At 56.0% G+C, this 21,319-nt stretch carries 25 protein-coding genes; 17 read left to right on the forward strand and 8 right to left on the reverse strand.

The features are described 5' to 3' along the window. The first annotated feature begins 7 nt into the window (after window positions 1–7). Window positions 8–1,387 (forward strand): AAA family ATPase, encoded by a 1,380-nt coding sequence (locus BFP92_RS30280; RefSeq protein WP_083221718.1) that lies wholly within the window; start codon window positions 8–10, stop codon window positions 1,385–1,387. Window positions 1,388–2,012: 625 nt separating this feature from the next. Here the strand turns inward: BFP92_RS30280 and BFP92_RS08995 are convergent. Then, the gene (locus BFP92_RS08995) at window positions 2,013–2,279 is read right to left on the reverse strand and encodes a pyocin activator PrtN family protein (RefSeq protein ID WP_065929203.1); all 267 of its coding nucleotides are present in this window, start codon (window positions 2,277–2,279) and stop codon (window positions 2,013–2,015) included. Then, window positions 2,276–3,979 carry a DNA cytosine methyltransferase gene (locus BFP92_RS09000; RefSeq protein WP_170875827.1) on the reverse strand — a complete coding sequence of 568 codons (1,704 nt, stop codon included), beginning with the start codon at window positions 3,977–3,979 and terminating at the stop codon, window positions 2,276–2,278. Before BFP92_RS09000 ends, BFP92_RS08995 begins: the two co-directional genes overlap by 4 nt. A 71-nt stretch (window positions 3,980–4,050) precedes the next feature. Here BFP92_RS09000 and BFP92_RS31705 point away from each other — a divergent pair, with 71 nt between their 5' ends. Beyond that, window positions 4,051–4,632, forward strand: coding sequence for a hypothetical protein (locus BFP92_RS31705; protein WP_065929204.1), 582 nt, complete (start codon window positions 4,051–4,053; stop codon window positions 4,630–4,632). 245 nt (window positions 4,633–4,877) lie between these two features. On the opposite strand, the gene BFP92_RS09010 is transcribed toward BFP92_RS31705, so the two are convergent. The 5 genes from BFP92_RS09010 to BFP92_RS09030 all read right to left on the reverse strand — a co-directional run bounded on the left by BFP92_RS09010 (window position 4,878) and on the right by BFP92_RS09030 (window position 7,220). After that, the gene (locus tag BFP92_RS09010) at window positions 4,878–5,420 is read right to left on the reverse strand and encodes a phosphohydrolase (protein ID WP_065929205.1); all 543 of its coding nucleotides are present in this window, start codon (window positions 5,418–5,420) and stop codon (window positions 4,878–4,880) included. Next, on the reverse strand, window positions 5,417–5,815 hold the full coding sequence (locus BFP92_RS09015) for a FliH/SctL family protein (RefSeq protein WP_065929206.1): 399 nt from the start codon (window positions 5,813–5,815) through the stop codon (window positions 5,417–5,419). The genes BFP92_RS09010 and BFP92_RS09015 overlap by 4 nt, the downstream gene beginning before the upstream one ends. 47 nt (window positions 5,816–5,862) lie before the next feature. Beyond that, entirely contained in the window at window positions 5,863–6,189 is a 327-nt protein-coding gene (locus BFP92_RS09020) for a pyocin activator PrtN family protein (RefSeq protein WP_065929207.1), read from the reverse strand. Window positions 6,190–6,344: 155 nt separating this feature from the next. Next, window positions 6,345–6,629 carry a phage antirepressor KilAC domain-containing protein gene (locus BFP92_RS09025; protein WP_065929208.1) on the reverse strand — a complete coding sequence of 95 codons (285 nt, stop codon included), beginning with the start codon at window positions 6,627–6,629 and terminating at the stop codon, window positions 6,345–6,347. 9 nt (window positions 6,630–6,638) lie between these two features. Further along, entirely contained in the window at window positions 6,639–7,220 is a 582-nt protein-coding gene (locus BFP92_RS09030; RefSeq protein ID WP_065929209.1) for a hypothetical protein, read from the reverse strand. Between the two features lie 429 nt (window positions 7,221–7,649). Here BFP92_RS09030 and BFP92_RS09035 point away from each other — a divergent pair, with 429 nt between their 5' ends. Genes BFP92_RS09035 through BFP92_RS09040 form a run of 3 tightly spaced genes read left to right on the forward strand, consistent with a single transcriptional unit; the run spans window position 7,650 to window position 9,693 of the window. Then, entirely contained in the window at window positions 7,650–8,516 is an 867-nt protein-coding gene (locus BFP92_RS09035) for a hypothetical protein (protein ID WP_065929294.1), read from the forward strand. After that, window positions 8,500–8,946 (forward strand): hypothetical protein, encoded by a 447-nt coding sequence (locus BFP92_RS30300; protein WP_083221721.1) that lies wholly within the window; start codon window positions 8,500–8,502, stop codon window positions 8,944–8,946. The genes BFP92_RS09035 and BFP92_RS30300 overlap by 17 nt, the downstream gene beginning before the upstream one ends. Window positions 8,947–8,979: 33 nt before the next feature. Beyond that, complete coding sequence (locus BFP92_RS09040) at window positions 8,980–9,693, forward strand: hypothetical protein (RefSeq protein ID WP_139114042.1); 714 nt, start codon at window positions 8,980–8,982, stop codon at window positions 9,691–9,693. 14 nt (window positions 9,694–9,707) lie between these two features. Here BFP92_RS09040 and BFP92_RS09045 read toward each other — a convergent pair whose 3' ends face one another. Next, window positions 9,708–10,433, reverse strand: coding sequence for a LexA family protein (locus BFP92_RS09045; protein ID WP_065929211.1), 726 nt, complete (start codon window positions 10,431–10,433; stop codon window positions 9,708–9,710). Between the two features lie 78 nt (window positions 10,434–10,511). Between BFP92_RS09045 and BFP92_RS09050 the strand changes: the two genes are divergently transcribed. From BFP92_RS09050 to BFP92_RS09105, 12 genes are all read left to right on the forward strand, one after another. After that, window positions 10,512–10,772 (forward strand): hypothetical protein, encoded by a 261-nt coding sequence (locus BFP92_RS09050; protein WP_065929212.1) that lies wholly within the window; start codon window positions 10,512–10,514, stop codon window positions 10,770–10,772. Window positions 10,773–11,101: 329 nt separating this feature from the next. Next, window positions 11,102–11,620, forward strand: coding sequence for a phage regulatory CII family protein (locus BFP92_RS09055; RefSeq protein WP_065929213.1), 519 nt, complete (start codon window positions 11,102–11,104; stop codon window positions 11,618–11,620). After that, on the forward strand, window positions 11,613–11,840 hold the full coding sequence (locus BFP92_RS09060; protein WP_065929214.1) for a TraR/DksA family transcriptional regulator: 228 nt from the start codon (window positions 11,613–11,615) through the stop codon (window positions 11,838–11,840). Before BFP92_RS09055 ends, BFP92_RS09060 begins: the two co-directional genes overlap by 8 nt. After that, window positions 11,830–14,049 carry a VapE domain-containing protein gene (locus BFP92_RS09065; RefSeq protein WP_065929215.1) on the forward strand — a complete coding sequence of 740 codons (2,220 nt, stop codon included), beginning with the start codon at window positions 11,830–11,832 and terminating at the stop codon, window positions 14,047–14,049. Before BFP92_RS09060 ends, BFP92_RS09065 begins: the two co-directional genes overlap by 11 nt. After that, window positions 14,042–14,407 carry a PA0613 family protein gene (locus BFP92_RS09070; RefSeq protein WP_065929216.1) on the forward strand — a complete coding sequence of 122 codons (366 nt, stop codon included), beginning with the start codon at window positions 14,042–14,044 and terminating at the stop codon, window positions 14,405–14,407. Before BFP92_RS09065 ends, BFP92_RS09070 begins: the two co-directional genes overlap by 8 nt. Window positions 14,408–14,934: 527 nt before the next feature. Beyond that, entirely contained in the window at window positions 14,935–15,279 is a 345-nt protein-coding gene (locus BFP92_RS09075) for a phage holin family protein (RefSeq protein WP_043046669.1), read from the forward strand. A gap of 205 nt (window positions 15,280–15,484) precedes the next feature. Next, window positions 15,485–16,087 carry a terminase small subunit gene (locus BFP92_RS09080; RefSeq protein WP_065929217.1) on the forward strand — a complete coding sequence of 201 codons (603 nt, stop codon included), beginning with the start codon at window positions 15,485–15,487 and terminating at the stop codon, window positions 16,085–16,087. A gap of 3 nt (window positions 16,088–16,090) precedes the next feature. Continuing rightward, window positions 16,091–18,115, forward strand: a complete 2,025-nt coding sequence (locus BFP92_RS09085) for a phage terminase large subunit family protein (RefSeq protein WP_065929218.1) — start codon at window positions 16,091–16,093, stop codon at window positions 18,113–18,115. Between the two features lies 1 nt (window position 18,116). Continuing rightward, window positions 18,117–18,323 carry a phage head-tail joining protein gene (locus BFP92_RS09090; protein WP_065929219.1) on the forward strand — a complete coding sequence of 69 codons (207 nt, stop codon included), beginning with the start codon at window positions 18,117–18,119 and terminating at the stop codon, window positions 18,321–18,323. Then, entirely contained in the window at window positions 18,323–19,804 is a 1,482-nt protein-coding gene (locus tag BFP92_RS09095) for a phage portal protein (RefSeq protein ID WP_065929220.1), read from the forward strand. The genes BFP92_RS09090 and BFP92_RS09095 overlap by 1 nt, the downstream gene beginning before the upstream one ends. After that, a complete protein-coding gene (locus BFP92_RS09100; protein ID WP_065929221.1) occupies window positions 19,801–20,943 on the forward strand; it encodes a head maturation protease, ClpP-related in 1,143 nt (380 codons plus the stop codon). Before BFP92_RS09095 ends, BFP92_RS09100 begins: the two co-directional genes overlap by 4 nt. Beyond that, a complete protein-coding gene (locus BFP92_RS09105) occupies window positions 20,940–21,278 on the forward strand; it encodes a head decoration protein (protein ID WP_065929222.1) in 339 nt (112 codons plus the stop codon). Before BFP92_RS09100 ends, BFP92_RS09105 begins: the two co-directional genes overlap by 4 nt. Window positions 21,279–21,319: the final 41 nt, after the last annotated feature.

Here is a 21,319-nt window from a genome sequence, read left to right on the forward strand (position 1 = left end):
CTCTAACATGGGCAGAATTTATTCTCACTATCATGATGGTATAAATGTTGAGCTGATTAAAGCAGGTCGCCTAGATAATGACGAAAATGTATTTACAGTTATAGTCGGGAAAAATGGAGTTGGTAAAAGTCGTTTATTAGCAGAGATAGTCAAAGCTAATGCCGAGGAAAGGTTAGAGTTATCTAATTTTGGAAGTTCTGCCAGAAAGGCTATAGTTTGGAGCGGTGAGCCTAAGGTGATTGCGGTATCTACTAGTCCTTTCGATAAATTCCCTCCTCGACGTAAAGCTGACATAGAAGGTAATACAAATTATCGTTATGTCGGTATGAGGACTGAAGGTCTCTATCAACCTTCATCAGCGGTATCTTTAATATCCTCTGCCGCTAAAGGCTTATTAGACCAGTTGCTGGTTCAGTCGGCGGGCCATAATTTATTGTCTGTGTTTGAATCTTTGAGCTTTTCCCCTGTGGTAGATTTTATATTTAAGCCGGGATACTTAAGAAGTAAGTCTGGTGTTTTTGTTGTTGATATTATTGAGGATCCGAGTTTAGAAATTGAACTTAGAAATTTGGATCGGGATTATGGTATACGAGTAGATGAGCGTTATTTTGGAAGTTTAAGATCGTTAACATTGTCCCAGCGTCATAAAGTCATTCACTCTATGATTAAAGTGAATAAGTTTTTAGCGCATAGGAAAGCTGTTGAGCTGACCGTTAATTTCGCAGGCGGGCTATCTCGCTTAGATGGCGTTGTTACTGACGACAGCTTTATTGAGTCCGTTCTAATTCTCATGAATGCGGGCTTAATGCGGTTGATGGATTTGAAGTTGCAGAAAGAAGGTTACGGTGAGTTATCTCTAAAGCGAGCAAGCTCGGGCGAGCAATGCCTGCTAGTTTTAATGCTTGGTATTGCTGGACATATTACCGATGGTTCTTTGGTGTTGATCGACGAGCCTGAAATTAGCTTGCATCCGAGATGGCAGGAAGAGTTTATGATGATGTTGATGAAGTCCTTTGCCTCCTATAAGGGTTGTCATTTCATCATCGCTACTCACTCTCCTCAGGTCATTGCGAGACTTAATAGTCGGGCGTGTTTTATAACTTCGTTATCGAAACATAGGATATATGACGCTGAGGAGTTTTATCAGCGCTCGGCAGACTATCAATTGGCAGAGCTTTTTGATGCTCCTGGCATTATGAATGAATATATATCTCGTCTTGCATTCAATCTTCTTGCTCGTGTCAAGGCAAACAAGGCGGTCAGCGAAGAATCTTCGCTTGATCTAGAACGTTTATTAGCTCTTGATGTACAAGTTGAAAGAGGAGACCCCGTAAAGGAGTTGATTAACTCGGTAGCAGAAGTGTGTAAGCATTATGCCAATAATTAATGCGCCGTTAGTATATAGCGAAGCATCACAAGCTAAGATTAATGAGAAGGTTGCCGATGAAAATTATTCGCACCGCGATTGGAGTTCGCCAGATCTAGAGGGTGTACGATGTGAAATCAGGGATTATTATAGAAATGTTCAGCGTTTACAGTGCGTGTATTGTTTGGGCGCGGTAGCCGTTAGGTCAGCAGCTGGTGCGCCAGTTGAGCATATTGTCCCGAAGTCTCAGTATTTGAACTTCATGTTTGAGCCCAAGAATCTCTGCGTTGTATGTCCTGACTGTAACGAGTACAAAAGCAAAAAAGAGGTTTTTGATCCGATACTGGTAGCTCCTCGGGTTAATTATCCACTGATGAGCAGAGCATTTCGGATTGTGCATCCTCATTTTGATGAGTATGGTGATCATATACTGAAATCTAATAGGGTTTATGTGGGTTGCACTGATAAGGGGGGATATACAGTTTATATTTGTAATTTAAATAGGTTTTTTACCCGGTTTGGCCGTTGCGACGAGTTTGTGGATGACGCGGAGCTGGTCCAAAAGTCGGAGCTTTTTTTTGAAGAGGGTAGGGTTGATTTATAAAGCTAACCCAGCCCTGAGTGGCTGGGTTGCTAATAAGCCTGCTTAATGTTTTCTATGTAGCTTTAACTGTTCATCTACAGCGGCTTGTCGTTGGTGATCTATGTATTCAGCTAGATCTTTCAAGTGAATTCCGAGAGCAGCCTTTTGGCTTTGGGCGCCTAGCCGAACAATCGGAATATCAATTTCACCTTGTAGGCGTTTCAGTTTGAATTTTTCAACCGTCAGGTTCATGTAGTCAGCGCACACTCTATCTAGTGGTATAACCGCGCATCCATCATATTGAGCCATGAGCAAGAAAAGCGTATTCATGCTGCTACTCCTGTCAAACACTCACCTATTTGAATTCTATTCACGCTAACCAGCGCCATCATTGGCCACGGCGACACCGAGTTGCCCACCATCAGCACCTGCGTCTTGTTGCTGAACTTGCGTCCGTCGTGCCCACGGTCGATCACGTAGTTATCGGGGAAGCCCTGTGCACGGTAAAGCTCGCGTGGAGTGAGCATTCGCATGCCAATATCGACGATTACATAGGGCGTGCCCTTGATCGTCACAGTGACGAGTGCAAGGCGGTCACGCGTGGTGATGGTGGCGGCCGGGTCGCGCAGGTCGTAGGTGTTGTCACTGCCGTAGTAGCCCATTAGGAAGGCAGCAACACGCATGGCGCCTGCTTCTACCTCGGGCGCCAGTTTGTACTCGACCAGGGCATGATGCTCGGCACCGGCCGTGATAGTCGGCACCAGCTCGTCCATGGCTCGGCCGACGCAGTTCCTGCGAAGCGTTGACATGTGCGCAGTGACGATCTGCTGCTGGCTGCCCGTGTGTGTCACGTTGTAACTGTCGTTATGCTGGGCGACGTATGCGACGGCCAGGGCAAAGTGACCACCCTTCACGCCGCTGCAGATTGTGCGTAGAGGATCGTCACCTGGCATGTTGCGCTGGCTGCTGCCATTGGCGTGTTCGGTGATAAAGGGCGCGAGTTGCGGCGTGACTAGGGCGAACCCCTGCGCACCGGTTATGGTCTTCGTCGGATCGTCTACGGACTGGCATCGCGCCAGGTCGTTGCCGGTGTGGTTGATGCTGACAATGAACGGGTTCTTGTGTTCGAGGACATAGCGCTTGGCACCCTTGCGCAGACGCTCCATGGTGTTGTTCACCAGTGGTCGTTTCACACCTGCAGCGCGGCCTTCTTCCTTGGTGAGGAAAATGCTCGGGCATGGAAGAGACCAATCGATACAGCTGGCGGCGGTACGGTAGGCTAACTGTCCCTTGGCTGGGGCCTTGAAGTGCGTCGGTTCCGGCCAACGTAGTGGCAGGCCGTCACGGCGAGCGATCAGGAACAAGCGTTCGCGGGTGGTGGCGGCGCCAAAGTCGCAGGCTTTGAGTTTGCCGTACATCAGGTCGTAGCCCATGGACCGCAGGTTGTTTTCGAAGCGACGCCAGGTTCGTCCTTTCCGTTGTGGATCGGGCACCAGGTACTGTTCTTGTACCGGTACCCGCTCGCCGGCAGCAGCGACAGTCTTGTCACGGCGCACGACTCGGCCAGTCTTGCTGCAGCGCTTCGCGATCAGCGGCCCCCACTGGAGGATCTGCACGACGTTTTCCATCGTGATCATGCGAGGGCTGACCTGGCCTCCCCATTTTTGGATGACCCATGACTGCGAACGGCTGGTGGTGCTGCGCGCCTGTCCGCCGGCAGCGAGGCTGTGGTGGGTGCATTCGGGGCTGGCATGCAGATGCGCAACTGGACGGCCGCGGGTCGCCAGTCGTGGGCACACGTCGTAGACGTCGGTGATGTAGTGCTCGGCGCTTGGGTGGTTGCGCTTGTGCATGCTGATGGCGTCAGGGTTATGGTTGATGGCGATATCGACCGGTATGCCGGTGCCCATCTCTTGGCCCATGGTTGCACCGCCGCCCCCGGCGAAAAGGTCCACGCGAATCTCGCCAGCGTAGTCTAGGCCGAATTGCGTTTTAACGATTGCATTGGTAATAGCATCAACTTCCCTCATTTCGCACCTCCATAGACGAATCCTTCGAGTGGAGGCAAGCTCAGTTCTATTTTTGGAAAAGAGGGCTGGCAATGGCTGCCGACGGTTTCACGTTCAATTCCCGCAGTTTGTCCATGTGGCTTATTTCTCCCGTCGGTGCTGTAGCGGTGATAGGAACTCTTGTCTTGATTTTCAAGCAGCCGGACGCGCCTGCTTGGTTTCAAGTTATCGGTAGCTTGGCTGCCGTGGTAACCGCCCTGATCGTGGCGAACAAACAAGCTCGTGATATCGCTAAAGCAAGGCGAAACCGTGATGAAGTAGTATTCCGACTCGTCTGTGGTGTTGCTAAGCGTGCTGCTGCCGTAAGTAGCCTCTTGTTTCAAAACTTCGACACTATGCAGTCGAACGACCGCGCTGCGCGGACTGAAATTATGACGACTGTTGAAGAACAAACGCTGGCTATGCGCGGTATCAATCCGGTGGATTTGCCGTTGCCCGATATGGTCGAGCCGTTTCTGATTATTCGGGGTGCATTGGAAAAGAGTGTTGTAATGGCACAACTGCTCTCTGACGGTTCGGCGGTTGATGTCTTGAAGTGCGTTACGACGCTTTCGCACAATTCTCAGGCCGTCAACATGGCGGCGGTGAAACTGTCGGAGATGCGGCTTTCGTAGAAACCTATTTTTGCTTTTATACCCCAAGGCAGGCTGCGCGAGCGGGCGTGCTGGAGCGGTTAGCGTTGCATCACTGAGCGCTGCCCCGCGCAGCTTTTCGTGGGGTATAAGTGCCTCGGCAGTGGCGCTGAGAGGATCAATAATGCCTGCTGCTGCGCAGCAGAGACTGTTTATTTCTAGCGTGTCGCCACCATTTGCAGTGCGGAGCAAAGCGGACAAGGCGCTGGCGTTGTTCTGTTGGTTCTTCATGCCGCTTTCCTCCGGTGTTCGATAGCGAGTTGGTCCATCAGGCGCTGGTGGTAGGTGTTGCGGGCTTCTGCGGCAGACCATGGACGGATGGTTTCGGCCATGGGTTCGATGCCGACCAAACAATCCCAGATAGCCGGATCAGGTGGCATGAGGTCGCGGCGTTCGGTAGCCAGCGCTATCAGGTCGGCCTTGTGGATGCAGGCGGGGAGTTCTGGTGCAATATCGAACCGATCACAGACGCGCCACCAGATACAGTCCTCGAAGTGCTCATAGGCACTGATCCATTGCTTGAGTGGCCGCGTCATGTCGCCCAGGTATGCCTCGGGAGCGTCATGAATTAAGGCCGCGAGTTTGTGTTCTTCCGGCACCAGCTCGGCGACGATGCAGCTGTGCTGGGCCACGCTGTAGAACTCGCGTGTGTGACCGTTGAAGCGGCACAGGTGGGCCAGTGCGTGCGAGATGTCCCGTGGGTCGATCATGTCGGCGTCGGGTTCGAGCAGGTCAAAGTGTTTGCCCGAATGGGTCAGGATCCAGTTCATGCTGCGTCTCCCAACTCGAATGGGTCCAACTGGGCAGCTATGTTCAGCGCCTTGTCACGTAAGGCAAGTGCTTGAGTCGCCTGGCTGTCAGATCTCACCGCTCGGAAGGTGTCGGCCGCTAGCTTGAGCTTTTCGGCAATGGCTAACAGGGTGAGGCGATCCAGTGGCTGATGGTCCAATATCAGCTGCAGGCGCCGACAACGCTCGGAGATCTGCTCCAGAGCGGTAGAGCCCGCTGACTCCCCCTCGTCCATCCCTTCAATGAATCCTTCTGCGTGTCCTTCGTCGTAGCCCTGAGCCAGACCATCCGTTAAGCCGCCTCTGTAGCCGACCCAATAAAGGATCGCGAGCGCGATAACGATGGTGATCAGTGCGCAGATTTGAATTACGGTCATGTGGTGTGCTCCTGGTGATTTGTTGGCTGGTGGTGGCAGCCGTTGTGTTACTGCTCTGGCTCGGTTGAGTCAGTTTGTGGCCGCGGCATGTCCTCATCCGCCCTGTAAGCGCGGATATCAATCAGTGCCGCGACATGCTTGATGTGGGCATACCTCAACGCCTTGACGCTGTGATCCAGGGTGGTCACCGGCAGCTGAATGCGGCCGCTATTGATCGCCTCGGTGAAAGTCTTCTCGTTGAGGTTCTTGAAGTAATGCACACGCAGCTTTTCCAGGGGGATAAGCACGTCGCCGAAGAGTTGGTGCAGCATCTCGACGGTTGCGCTATCCGGCGCGGGTTGTAGCCGTAGCGGTGTTTGACTGTTGTTGCTCATGGGTAGCGGCCTCCTTGCGTTTGAGTCGTGAGGGGTGATTCCAGGCATTCAGGCAGTGGCGTTTGGTCAGCTCCCGCAGATGCTCCGGCACTTCGAGGAGCGCGGCATTGCGCTCCTCGCGTGTGTGCATGGCGACGATCTGGCGGGCGTACTCCCTAGGCCACGTCACGGTTGTCTGCCGGGATGGCTGGCAGCTCGAGGCCCAGCTGACTTGCCAGCCAGGGCATGCCGGCTTGCCGGACCTTCGTCGACTGGCTGTATTGCATTCCGGCCGTCTCGTGGTACCAGTTGCCGTTCTTGATCCGCAGATATTCCCGGTCACGTACAGGGAACGCCGGGAGGTTGCGGTCAGTGAGCAAGCCCTTGTCACGCATCAGCGCGATCAGTTTGGGGCGGGTGAGGCCGAAGTACTTGGCGGCCTTTTCCAGGCTACGTTCCATCGCGACCTCCTAGGCTGCATGCGCGGCGGGAGTCGCCACGGCTGCCAGGTGAGTGATGGATTCGGCCACCATGGAGTAGATCTCCACGTCACTGCCGCACACCGTGAAGCACTTGCTGAATGGCTTCTTGACGCCGATGCTCATGATGGTGGTGATGCCCGTGCGGGTTTTGTTGCGATGGATTGCCAGGTTGATAGGTTGCTCAAAACCCATATCGAGGCTCAGCGCGCCGCCGGTTTGCACCAGGTCGAACACACGCTGCTTGTGTTCAATTTCGAAGACGCCGTAGCGGCGGTCTGCGTGCGGCACAGACGATGGATCGCTTGGGTTGGCGGGCCCGTTGACAATCTCCTCGATAAAGTCCGCAAGCTTAAGGTGCATCTTCTTGCTGTTGGTCAGGGTCAGCGTGTGGCGTTCGCTTCCCAGGTCAACAGTGAAGTGCGTGTCGGCTTTGCGGCGCTCGACTTTCAGGCGGAAGGCTAGGGCCTCACGCTGAACTTCGGCACGCAGCAGGTGGTTGAAGGTTTCGGTTAGGTTCACCTGGGCCTTGAGCAGGGTCAGGGTGCGATTGTCGAGTTTGTACTTGCTCATGCCGCGTGCCCCCCGCCGTTTGGATCGAACGGGCGGGGCGCGTTGCGTTCTTTCAGTTTGGGTTTGGACGCTATGAATGTGCAGCCAAGGTCTTTCGCCAGGCGGCGGATTTCAAAGATGCGGGAGGGGTTCGCAGCGGCCGGGTGGACGTGCAGGGTAGCTGTGGTGTGCATGGTGTTGCCTCGCTCTGTGGTGGAAGAGTGAAGCAAATATCAATCATTGGTTGATTTGTGTCAACAACTGTTGGTTGATATCGGTTGTTGAGATCTGCGGGCTGTTTGGGTGTGGTTGAAAGACGCTAGACAGTGTGGTGGCAAGATAGTAGCGTCCACTTATGAGCGTTCGGCATCCAGCGACTTTTACTCGCCTTGCTCCTGGGCATGACGGAATGTGTCGAATTTATAATCAGTAAGGATGCGAGTAATAAGCTTGAACTCTGAATTGGCAATTAGCATTGATTACAATAAGGAAAGAACTAATCCAGCTCAAATATTTGAAGCGATGGGTTTATATATAAACGCATACCGTGATTTATGCCAGGTCCTGGCTAACTCGGTTGAGTTAAAGGCTGACTTTGAATTTCAGCTTAATGGGATAGAAAAAGGGTCGATAATAAGTAAGTTAAGTCGTCTTAGAAATGGGGTTGATGACTTCTTTGAGCAATCTTTCTATAAGTCTGGAATGGCTCTTTTTGACGAGCTTTCAGACGAGTGCCAAACCGAAAGCGAAGAAGATGTAGAGGGGCTTGCTGTTACCTTGGAGAATAGGCTTGCAGATGAAATGCCTGGGAATTTAGTGGCGCCTCATGTGGATCGGCAAGGATTAGCTTTCGTCTTAAATAAGTTTTCATTAGCGAACAAGAAAATGCAGTCAGGCGAGACAGTGGAGGTTTTTACTTCTGAAGCTGATAAGCCGCACTCAATTAATACAAGCTGGAGCTTTACAGGCGATGCTGCCAAAATGTTCTTGGGTAAGACTGAGATTTTTGAAGGTAGAGATAAACTGTTTGCCATGATTCAAGTTAATGAGGGGAATTCGGTTTGGACATTCAAGAGCCCGGCAACCCAACAAAAATTCCCTGCAAAAATAACTCATAAGGAGTGGTTGGAAAGATATCAAGGGGGGCTGATTCCTGCCATTGGGCCGTTTGATATGTTAGATGCTGAGTTGTCATATGTTATATATACTCCGCCGGAGGGTAAGGGTAGAGTTCAAATTAGGAATGCTAAGATAAATAATGTGCTTGGCGTACTCCGTGGTGGGAATAGTGATAAGCAAAATGTCCTCGGGCTCTGATCCCCGGATCCGTAAGGAGCGTAAAGCAGTTTACGCAGACTTGAAGGCAGAGTATTTATATATCCTTATTCCTTTCATTTTGTTGGTTGCTGTTAAATTATATATAGGGGTTTGGAAGGATATTGTTCTGTCTGCGGATTGGTCATTGATATCTTGTATCGTTTTTGGGCAAGTGACCTTTAAGATTTCTAAAGCAGTTGCAAAGACAAAAAGAAAAACTAGCGAACAACATTATGGCTTATACACTGCAAAGCGTTTTCTACTAGTTGTAGTGTCAGCAGCGTTTTATTTCGGCATGATATCTAAACCAAGTCTATCTCTCGGATTTGCTCAGTTTGGACTGTTTTTGCTGGCGACTTTTCTCCATTTTTCTGACGGTTACACGGTGTATCTTTTGCAGCGTGATGATACGAGCAAAAGCTCCGGGTGATCTTGAGGGATGATTTGTTCAAGGGACTTTGAGTTGGATAATCGTTATAAAGATAGAGATGCGGAATATCAGAGCGGAGTTGATCGTTTCTGGGTGTCGAATTTTGTGACTCTTCTAGCGGTAGTAATCACGGTTTTTGGCGGTTTTTTAACGTTTAATCATCAGTGGGAACTGAATCGTAGAGATCGCCTGATTTCAGAGGCACACAAGGTTGCAGATGATCTCACCGTGCTTTTGTTTGATGGTTACAAGCAAATAGATAAGTTTAACTCTGCGGTGCATTACAGTACTGACTGGCGTGAGTTCGTCAGTGGTCCTTATACAGAGTATCTCACCTTTAAAAAAGGGTGGCGTCGAGATATGATTATTATGCATTATAAGGTAGAGAGGTATTTTGGTGAGGATATTGCTGATCAGCTAGTTAATACTGAGAAGCTTATTTCAGGTCAGAACTATGAGGATTTAAGTAGCCCATCTCCTTGTGCCATGCCTCCGGAAACAGAGCATAGCATGATGGTGTTAGCAGAATCGCTAGAGTGTGATATTAGGCATTCTGCGGTAATCAAAACTATGATTTTCAAGAGCTCTGAAAATTTGCTCGAAAATGTTAACTCTAACAGCAAAAATGCATCGCGGAATGTTCAAAATTTACGAATTTACGATAGGAATATAGTTTCGTATATAAGGGCTATAAATTCTCGTCTCACAAGTCTAGGTGAGGTTAGTGTTAAGGTTGATCGGGAGTAACAGTTTTTGTAATTCTACTCTGGAATAAACGAGCCCACTACCTTTCCACATATGTGAGTTTCTTCCGTAATGTCAATGATTGGATATTGCGGGTTGATAGGCCTCAGGAACTGACGGCCTGCATCTTCAACCAATACCTTAAAAGTGGCTTCATTAGTACGTGGAACTCTTGCAATTACTCTATCACCCGTCTTAGTTTCAGCTTCTGGATCAACAAAAATGATGCACCCAGTTGGATAGCTGCGACCTGGCCCGGGATTAGTCATCGAGTCCCCAAGGACCTTCAGCGCATATCCGCTTTCGCTGATTGTGACAGGACAAGAAAGCCACGACTCACCATCATGCTGCTCAAAATTTGACTCGCACCATGCACCCGCCTGCACCCATGAAATCAACGGGACTTTCCCAAACTGACGAGTCACCTCACGGACATTGCTTTCACCTACCGCGCCGATCTGGCGGACATTACTGTTTCCGATTTGCTCTTTTGGCAGTACGCCATACTCCAGCCACTCCCTCCGCACCTTCAGCCATGAGCACAGCACAACCATGCTATCAGCCTCAGGTATTGATTCCCCATTCAGCCATTTGCTGATGGCCTGAGTGCTTTTCTCGACTCCAACCTTCACCAAATGCTTATGAATATCCACCCCACGTCCCCGGGTGCGTACACCGGCATCGTCAAGTGCTTCATGAAGGCGCGCCGCAAAAGCTGCCCGTAACTCATTCTTATCAACCATGAGTTGATACTCTCACAGGGGTTGCGCAATAGTCAGTTGATGTTAATATCAACCGCGAGTTGATAAATGGAGGTTGCCATGTTGGACCCCGCAGATTTTCCGAACGCCATTGCGTTCGCATTTGAAGCAGTAGGCGGCATTGGAGCTGCCGCCAAGGTATGTGACAGGAGTTACCAAGCACTCAATAAATGGCGCTTGGCTGCCAGCCTTCCACGCACCGATTACACAGGTGAAACGCACTACGCGAAGCTTCTAGCGACTGCTGCAGAGCAAAAGGGCAACGCGTTTGACGCTGCCTGGCTGCTCAACGCATCGGCCCCGCAAAAAGCTGCAGCGTAGATAGAAAAAAGGCGACCCAAGGGCCGCCCAGTTCCTCCCGGCACACACCACCACAGTGCTGTCGGGTCGCGACGAAGGTAGGAGGGCACACCACATGCAAACCACCTCCCTTTATCGCGCTGCCAAGACACGGATGTCTTGGGTTGCTGCCTTTTCCACCACAGATTAGGCAGCTGTTGCGCCAGAGGTGAGCAATGGATTGTTCGTCTCGGCACGGTGCCGGTTTCGATCCCTAAGATCTAGCCGGCGTTTGGGCCCTTTCAAGCCACGCGGCAAATGTATCACCACTACACGTCGCGGGGCACTGGCAACTTAGTAGGATTAATGCCATGAGCCGAGTAGCTTTAAGCTGTGTTGATCGAGCGCAAAAGGAAATACTGACGCTCGAATTAGCCCTGTACCACGCCGCACGGGACTATCCCGGCGGTGCCGCAGCAATCGCCGCCACCACCGGCCGCAATGCCACCACGCTGCAGCACAAGTTGTCTCCCACCCATCCCTCGCACACCGTCAACATTCAGGAGTTCGGCGAGATCCTCGAACTGACCAAGGACCGCCGCATTCTTGATGCAGTGCACGCCCTTGTCGGCGACACGATCTGGCAGGAACTGGCTGAGGCGTACACCAACGACATGCCTGAGACCCTGACCACGGGTATAGCCATGTTTTTCCGGCAGGTCGCCGATTTGTCCGAAACCTGGGCCAAGCACATTGGCGACGGCAAGGTCGATGACCATGAGCTGGCTGAGATACGCCAGCTGGTGTTTCGAGGCATTCAGGGGTTGTTGGGCATGTACAACCGCGCCCGCTACGTCAATCAGACGACTTGTGGGGTGGAACGTGGCTGATATCGCTGACTTCGCAAATGACCTAGTGCAAGAGCGCATTGATCAGGCCGTCGCTGCACGCTTGGCGCTGATGTCCAACACGGCTCAGCATTCGCTGATGTTCTGTGAAGAATGCGATGGCCCCATCCCCGAGGCCCGTCGTTTGGCACAGCCCGGTTGCACGCTCTGCATTGAGTGCAAGACCGTCGATGATCAGAGGGCTGCCCGTTATGCTCGATGATGTGATCAATCAGTTCGCGGACTATGGTCTTGAGCCTGCTCAACCCTTGGTATTTGGCAAGCTTACCCGCTGCAAAACTACCCAGGACAAAGGCAAAGAAAAAAACGGCTGGTACGTCATCCACGAACACCGCACCGAAAAAAACGAGACGCTGATCTTCGGCAGTTTCGGTGACTGGCGGTCTGGCGATACTCAAAAGATCAAGGTCAAGCCCGGACGCATGAGTCCCGAAGAGCGGGAGGTCATGCGCGCTCGGCAGGAAGATGCCAAGCGTAAGGCCGCCGAGATTGCGGCCAACGCATCACGCCGAGCGGCCAACCGTGCTGCCGGCCTGTTCAAGCGAATGCCCGAAAAGGGTAAGAGCGCCTATCTGGATCGAAAGCAGATCGTTGGCTTCAAGGTTCGCTATGCGCCACGTACTGGTGCATTTTTGGTGCCTATGTGCAACGTCCGCGACCAGATCGTCGGCCTGCAGGTGATCTTCCCGGCCAAGCAAGAAGACACTGGCCGGGATAAGCAGTACTGGCCGCCCGGCATGTCAAAAGAGGGGGCTTTCCACCTGATCGGCCCCCACCCAGAGCCAGGCGAGCCGGTGCTGGTGTGTGAGGGCTATGCCACGGGCGCAAGCCTGCATATGGCGACGTCGCTCACGATCGCTATCGCCTTTGACGCGGGAAACCTGCTACCGGTTTCCAAGGCCATGCGCGAGCGCTTCCCCGGCTGCCCGCTGATCATCTGTCGTGATGACGACTGGAAAACCAAGCGCCCCAACGGTAACCCTTGGAACCCTGGCGAAGAGAAAGCCAACAACGCCGCGTTGGTTGTCGGCGGTCAAGTCGTAGCCCCGGTGTTTTCCGGCGAGCGCGAGATCAAGTGGACCGACTTCAACGACCTTCACGTCGCCGAGGGGTTGGAGGCTGTCCGCCGCCAGGTGCTCGCGGTGGTCAAGCCTCCTGCAGCGGGTGGCTGGAAGGACCAACTGGCCCGCACCGAAAACGGCTCCCTGATTGCGCACATGCAAAACGTCGAGCTAATCCTGGGCAATGACGAACGCTGGGCCGGTGTCATCGGCTACAGCGTGTTCAGCTCCAAGATCGTCAAGCTGCGGTCTGCGCCCTTCGGCGGCGGTGCCGGCGACTGGGCCGACATTGACGACATGCGAGTGATGAAGTGGCTCGCGCAGCAATACAACCTGCGGGTCAAAGCTTCCCATGTGATTGAGGCGGTCAGCGTGGTTGCCCACGACCACGCCTTTCACCCGGTGCGAGAGTACCTGGAGAAGCTGGAATGGGATCGCGTGCCACGCATTGAAACCTGGCTGACCGACGTGCTGGGCGTCCAGGCCAGTGAGTACTCGGCCAAGGTCGGTAAGCGCTGGCTCATCTCAGCGGTTGCCCGTGTGATGCGCCCAGGCTGCAAGGCCGACTCTGTGATGATCCTCGAAGGCGGACAGGGCGCCGGTAAGTCCACGGCCATGGGCGTCCTCGGCGGCGAGTGGTTCATGGATACGCCCTTCGCCCTCGGCGACAAGGACAGCTTCCAAGCGATTCGCGGCAAGTGGATTGTCGAGCTGGGCGAGCTGGACAGCTTCAACAAAGCGGAAAGCACCAAGGCCAAACAGTTCTTCTCTGCGTCCACCGATACCTACCGAGAGAGCTACGGCCGCAGAACGAATGACGTGCCACGCCAGTGTGTTTTCGTGGGCACCACCAACCAAGAGGAATACCTCAAGGACGCCACGGGAAACCGTCGTTACTGGCCGGTGTTCTGCAACAAGGTCGATCTGGAGCAACTGCGCGAGATCCGCGATCAGCTGTGGGCTGAGGCTCTGTTCTGCTTTGAAGCGGGCGATATCTGGTGGGTGAATAAGGACGAATCCAAGATGTTCGCCGAGGCTCAAGACGAGCGCTTTGTGGTGGATGAATGGGAAGGGCCAATCCTGGCCTGGATGGAAGAGTCGCAGATCGGGGAAACCGCCACCGGCAACGAGATCCTGACCCAGGCGTTGAAACTGGACTTCGGCCATTGGGGCAAGCCCGAGCAGATGCGGGTTGGGGCGATCATGCACCGGCTGGGCTGGCGCAAGCGGCGTATGCCCGCACTGCCAAAAAGCGGCGTGCGGCCATGGGCCTATGTAAAGCCTGCGGGCTGGGGGCGTGCGTCTGCGTTGCAGCAGGCGGTGATCGAGGAGCCTTGCTTCGATGATTAAGCGAATCGACGAGATGCTCAAACTCTGGGCGCAGGATCTGCATTCCCCCGTGCCGGATGGTGCTGGCGGGCCGAGTGGCGGCAACATGATCGCCATGCTGATGGAGTGCAAAGGTGAGTTGATACGCGGCACGCGTGGAAGTCGGGTGCTGCTGGATGAATCGGCCGACATTGAGCTGATCGTCAACAAGCACTTGCCGCCGCAGCTGTCGGTTGTCGTACGCGAGCACTACTGCAACCACGAAAGCTTCCTGTCGCAGAAGTACACCCACTGCGGATGCAGTCGAGATACCTATTACCAGCGGCTCCATGAGGCACACCTGCACATCGCCGGAATGCTGATGGGGAAGGCTGCATGATCCTCGGCATCACTCCGCGTGCCTCTGTCCTACTGTCCTGCTTTGTCCGACTGCGATTTGGCACAGTTGGACAGACGCAGGCCGCGCCGTTACTGGGCTGTCCTACTGTCCAACCTTTACCCGCCCCACGCACACATGAGCATAGCGGGCACGTAGTCGCGCCCATGGCGCGCACGCGTGCTTTTAACTTTCTCTCTATACACAAGAGAAAAGTAAAAAAGGTAGGACAGTAGGGCAGAGCCCCGTATTTAGGCGTCTGTAGCTGTCCTACTTCGATCCAGAATAGTGGGACAAGTAAGACAGGGCATCAGAAGCGATAGCCGATTGAATGCGTTGTCCCTGCGTTGCACCTGCGTCATACCTGTATTGCACCCGTATTGCGCTATGGCATTAAAACTCCCTTGCTGCCACCGGAATCCACCTGTAAAAAGTACCCATCTTCGATAGGTGCGACCGCATGCAGCGGGACACACCACCACACTGAACCCGGCCATTGCGCCGGGTTTTTGCGTTTATGGGGTAGGGCGATGACGAACGAGCAGCAAGCGCTTATTGATATGCCGATCTGGATGGTGATCGTGCTGTCCCTGGTCGGCGGCATATCCGGCGAAGCATGGCGAGCCGACAAAGCGGGGGTAAGCGGCTGGTCTTTGATTCGCCGCTTGCTCCTTCGATCCGGGGCCTGCGTGGTCTGCGGGCTTTCCACCATGATGTTGCTGCACGCTTCGGGCATGTCGGTCCTGGCGGCAGGGAGCATTGGATGCCTCACCGCGATGGCCGGCGCCGATGTCGCCATCGGGCTGTATGAACGCTGGGCCGCCAAGCGGTTGGGCGTGTGCGATGTGCCGCCCTCGGGCAGCGGTCAGGCATGATGCGCTGGAGGCCACGGAATACGTGGTCTGTAGCGGGGCGCGTCAAAATTGTGCGCCGAAAGTCGCCGGGGACCCTGGCGGCATTCGAGGGACACGGGGCATGAAACCCGCGGGAAAGCGTTAGCGGGTGGGCTGCCAGCTTACTGAAATTCAATCCATTGAAATTGAAAAGTTTCCATTGAAAAGCCGTTGAAAAGGAGGGCTTATGACGGATCCACTGTTTCTGTCTAAAAGCGCTTTCGCGGCTCGCATCGGCAGGACGCCGAGCTACATCACTTGGCTCAAAGGCAACAACCGCCTGGTGTTGTCGCCTGACGGCAAGATGGTGGACGTGCTGGCAACCGAAGCGTTAATCCTCGAAACCGCCGACCCCAGCAAGGCCGCCGTCGCGGCTCGACACCAGCACGACCGGATCCAGCGCGACGTTTACAGCCAACTGTCCCCCCAGGTCGAGCCGACTAACACGGCTGCGCCGCAGCTGCCTATTGCTGTCGGTGCCAAGGGCCACGACTTCCAAAAGGCTCGCGCCATGCGCGAACACAACCTGGCGCAGCTGGCCGAGATCGAGCTGCACAAGGCGCAAGGCTCTCTGGTCGGCAGGGATGCGGTCGAGCTGGGCGCTTACAACGCCGGGCGCCATTTGCGCGACCAGTTGTTCGGCCAGCTGCCGCAGCTGTCGCACAAGCTGTCCGCGATGACCGACCCTTGGGACATCGAAAAACACCTGGCGGCGACGCTGCGTAAAACACTGGAAGAGGCTGAACGCATGTCCTCATCCGACCTTGAACGTGCAATGACTTCGAGCTGACCTATGCACCCGGAAATCCCTGACGGTGAGAAGGTCTTCCGTGAGGCGTATTTCCGTGGCCTACGACCCGACCCCGACTTGTGGATCGACGAGTGGGCCGACGAGTACATGCGCATCCCGCGAGACACGGGCGCCCCTGAGCCCGGCCAGTACCGCACCGAGCGCACGCCATACGCTCGCGAGCCCATGCGCTGCCTGTCACCGGCTCACCCGTGCCGTCGGGTGATCACCATGGTGGCCTCGCAGTTGATGAAAACCCAGATCGCCTTGAACTGGATGGGCGGCCTGATCCACATGGCGCCGTCGAACATCCTCGCGCTGCTGCCCAGCCTGGGCCTGTCGAAGCGGGTGTCCGGGCGGATCAGCAAGACCATCAAGGCCACCCCGGAGCTGGCGAAGCGCGTAGCCGCCAGTCGCTCGCGGGATGCGCGCAACACGATGGACACCAAGGAGTTCGAAGGCGGCTCCCTGTACGTCACCACGGCAGGCTCAGCGGCCAACCTGTCCGAGCTATCGGCGCGCTACATCTACGGCGACGAGGTCGACCGATGGGAAAACGATGTCGGCCAGGAAGGTGACCCCATCGTTCTGGCGGAAACGCGGGCCACCAACTTCGGCCGCAACGCGAAGATCTACTTCTCCAGCTCGCCGACGATCAAGGGCGCCTCGCGGATCTCGGACTTGTTCGAGTCCAGCGACCAGCGTTACTACTACGTGCCATGCCCCACCTGCGGGCATATGCAGGTGCTGGAGTGGGAGCGGCTGCTCTACAACGAGGACTACAGCGCGGTTCACTACCAGTGCGCCGCGACTGAATGTGACGTCCTGATCGAGGAGCATCACAAAACCGACATGCTCGCCCGTGGCGAGTGGCGTGCCCATGGCAGCGGCGACGGCAAGAGCGTTGGCTTCCACCTCAACGCGCTGTACTCGCCGATTGGTTGGAAGGACTGGGCCTCGCTTGCCGAGGAGTTCGAAGACGCCAAGAAGGCCCAGGCCAAGGGCGATATGGGCCTGATGCAGGTGTTCTACAACACCCGACTCGCCAAGGTCTGGGACAGCGCGCAAGAGCAAACAAAGGCCGAAGTGCTGGTCGCTCGGGCGCGGCTGGAGACCTACACCCTCGGCAGCATGCCGGTGGGCGTGCTGATGCTGACCGGCGCCGTCGACGTCCAGGCCAACCGCCTGGAGCTGATGGTGATGGGCTTCGGTGTCGGCATGGAACGCTGGGTGGTCGACCACCAGGTGATCTGGGGCGACCCTGCCGATGAACGCACATGGGCGGTGTTGGACGAAAAGCTCAAGGTTCGATATCGGCATCCGTGCGGTGTCGCGTTGGCGATCCTTGCGACGGGCGTCGACTCCGGCGGTCACCATACCGACGAGGTGTACCAGTTCTGCCGTGTGCGGCGCTGGCGCAACATCTTCGCCATCAAGGGCGCGAGCAAGCCCGGCAAGCCGGTGATTGCTCAGCGGCCGTCCATGGTCGACGTGACCTGGAAGGGCCAGACCGAACGCGGCGGCGCCGAGCTGTGGTTCGTCGGTACCGACACCGCGAAGGACTGGATCTACAACCGCTACGCCTTCGAGGACGGGCCTGGCTCACTGCACTTTGCCAACGACCTGCCGGACGACTTCTTCGCCCAGTGCGTGGCCGAGCGCAAGGTCGCCCGGTACGTCAAAGGCTACAAGCGTATCGAGTGGGTCAAGGGCAAGGCTGAGCGCAACGAAGCGCTCGACCTGATGGTGTATTGCCTGGCGATGGCGCATTACCTGGGTATCAATCGGTACCAGGAACACGACTGGGAGCGGGTACGCCAAGCGCTGGCTCAGTCCGGTTTGTTCGACGATGTGTTGGGCGTCAAGCCCGTACAAGGCGAGCGCGTCGACGCTGACGAAAAACCAGCACCGGTTGCGGCGCGTCAGTCGCTACCTGCACCGCCACCTGCAGCAACTGTGGCCCAGCCGCGACCCGCCGCATCCCCACAACGCCGCAGTTCCACCAGCGGTTACCTGAAGAGACGCTGATATGTCGTTTACCCCGAAGCACCTCGACGCCATCGAGCGCGCCATTGCACGCGGTGAAAAGACCGTGCGCTACAGCGACCGCACGGTGGAGTACCGCTCTATCGACGAACTGCTCAAGGCCCGCGACGAGATTCGCACGTCGCTAAGCCAAGCCGCCGGGCCGCGCTCACGCGTAGTCCGGCTCTACCACGGAGGCAAGGGAATCTAATGGCTCGACATTATCCGACGCTGACCCGTAATGGATTCTTGCTGCCGTCGAACATCAAGGCCAGTTACGAAGGCGCCGGGGAGGGCCGACGTTCGGCTAGTTGGGAAGCCACCGACAACGGCATTAACAGCATCAATACCCCGGCCCTGCGCAACCTGCGAGCACGTTCTCGGGCGGCGGTACGCAATGATCCTTATGCGTTCAACGTCATCGACAAGCGCGTCAGCAATCTGATCGGCACCGGCATAACACCTAGGCCGACCACGGAAGACGCAGACCTGCGCAAACTTCAGCAGCAGCTGTGGGATGACTGGGTGGACGAGGCGGATGCCGATGAGCTGACCGACTTCTACGGCATGCAGGCCCTGGTGGCACGCACCGTTGAAACCGCCGGTGAATGCTTCGTGCGGTTGCGACCACGCAGCCCTAGTGAGGGCTTGGCGGTGCCTCTGCAGCTGCAGGCGCTGGCTCCTGAGTTTGTTCCTCACGACAAGTTCGAGACGGCCAAAAACGGCAACGTGATCCGCGCCGGGATCGAATTCAACCCGGCCGGTAAGCGTGTGGCGTACTGGATGTATCTCTCGCATCCGCGCGACTCGTCATCGCTGAACGCTGGTTACAACCAGTTGGTGCGTGTACCGGCCACGCAGGTGCTGCACATCTTCGAACCCATGGAGCCCGGGCAGCTGCGCGGCGTGCCGCGCTTGGCACCAGTGTTGAAGCGCCTGCGTAGCCTCGACAACTACGACGACGCGGTTCTGTTTCGCCAGGAGGTGGCGAATCTGTTCGCCGGCTTCATCAAGCGGCCGGCCCCGGACAGTGGGCAGCAGCCACGCGATCCTGTCACGGGGCAATTGCTGACCACCGACCGCGACGGCTTCACGCCGATGGTCGCGCTGGAACCCGGCACCATGCAGGAGCTGGGGCCAGGTGAAGAGGTGGAGTTCTCCAAACCCCCGGACGCCGGCAACAACTACCCGGACTTCATGCGGCAGCAGCTGATGGCTGCGGCGGCGGGATCGGGCACGCCTTACGAGATCCTCACCGGCGACATGCGCGAGGTCAACGACCGGGCGCTGCGAGTGGTGCTCAACGAGTTCCGGCGGCGTCTGGAGCAACTGCAGTTCGGCGTGTATGTGCACCAGTTGTGTCGCCCTGTGCGGGCTGCCTGGATGGACATGGCGGTGTTGTCCGGTGCCCTGGTGCTGCCGGACTACGCGCAACGTCGACGCGAATATCTGCGCACGCGTTGGGTACCGCAGGGATGGGCCTACATCCAGCCGGTGCAGGACGTACAGGCGCGGCGGATGGAAGTGCAGGCGGGCTTCGCCTCGCGCAGCGAGATGGTGCTGCGTACCGGTTACGACGCGGAAACGGTCGATACGGAAAACGCGGCCGATCTGGTCCGAGCCACCGAACTCGGCCTCAACTACACAACTCTTGAAGCCATCGAGGTGATCGATGACAAGGAACAACCATGAGCAAGAAAGCCAAACCTCGCGTTTATGACAAGGCCGGCAAGCAGGTCAAGGTTGCCGACAAAAGCTGGTACACCCTCCAGGCCAGCGGCGAAGCCGAGCAACGCAACATTGAAATCTTTGTGTACGGCGAGATCGGCGCCTGGGGCGTCACCGCCAAGCAGTTCGTGCAGGATCTGCGCGCCATGGATGACGGCGCGTCACCGGTGATTGTTGCCTTCAACAGCATCGGCGGGGACTTGTTCGACGGCCTGGCGATCCACAACGCATTGTCGCGCCTGGGCGAGCGTTGCACCGGTCGTATTGACGCCCTGGCGGCGAGTGCGGCCAGTGTCGCGGTATGCGGCGCTCACCGAGTGGTGATCGCGGCCAATGCCATGCTGATGATCCACAACCCATACACCTATGCAGGTGGGGATGCCGAAGACTTCCGCCGTGTCGCGGATGTGCTGGACCAGACCCTGGAAGCGATCATCGCGGCGTACAAGGCCAAGGCGCCGGACATCGACGAAGCCGAGCTGCGGCGCATGGTCGATGCTGAAACCTGGCTCACGGCTAACGAGGCAGTGGCGTTGGGCCTAGCCGATGAAGTGGGCGATGGCCTCAAAGTCAGCGCCTGTCTCGGCCAGGGCAGCGTGCTGCAGCGTTTCCAGCATGCTCCTGCTGAATTGCTTGCCCAGCTTGATGAAGAACCGGAAGTCGATCCGGCTGAGCCTGTCGATCCACCGGCACCGGCACCTATATTGGACGCTGCCGGGTTGGCGCTGATGGTCACCAAAGGGTGTGCGGCAGCAGGCATCAGCAACCTGGTAGACCCGATACTAGCGGCGACGAAGCTGGAAAGTGAAGCCGTGGTCCAGGCGGCGCTGACCAAGGCCAAAGCGCTACACGGCCTCTGTGTCGCGGCACGCTTGCCCGAACTGACCGTCGAGTTCATTACAGCCGGCCTGGACGAATCGGCAGTTCGCGCGCGGTTGTTCGACAAGCTGGTCAGCAGCGGCGGCGGTTTTGAAATCAACAACAGCCTGCCGCTGGATGATGACCCAGCCGCAACGATCAAGGCTAAACAGGTCGACACCCACTCAATCTGGGCCACCCGTCAGGCGGCACAGACCGGAACCTCGAAAGGAGCAAGAGCATGAAAATCGAATCGATGCACGCGGGCGAGTTCCTGCTGTCGGAAGGCGCTGGCAACATTTCCCGCGAAGCGATCAACGTCGCCGCTGGTGCCGCCTTGGAGCCTGGCCAGATTCTTGGCCTGGTCACACTCACCGGCGAGTTCGCCCCGTATAAGCCGACCGCCGAAGACGGCACCGAAAACGCCATCGCAATCCTCTATGGGCCGCTGGGCGAATCGGATGTGCCACGTCGCGGTCGCGCCATCGTGCGGCTGGCCGAGGTCAGCGAAGCACATCTGACCGGCCTTGATCCTGCTGCTGAAAAGGCCCTGGCTACCCACTTCGTGATCGTCCGCTAAGACTTTCACACCCTTTATCCATCCCGCCGCGTGCGGGATTT

Origin of the sequence: Pseudomonas sp. 58 R 3 (assembly GCF_900006605.1) — a bacterium.
GTDB lineage: Bacteria > Pseudomonadota > Gammaproteobacteria > Pseudomonadales > Pseudomonadaceae > Aquipseudomonas > Aquipseudomonas salomonii.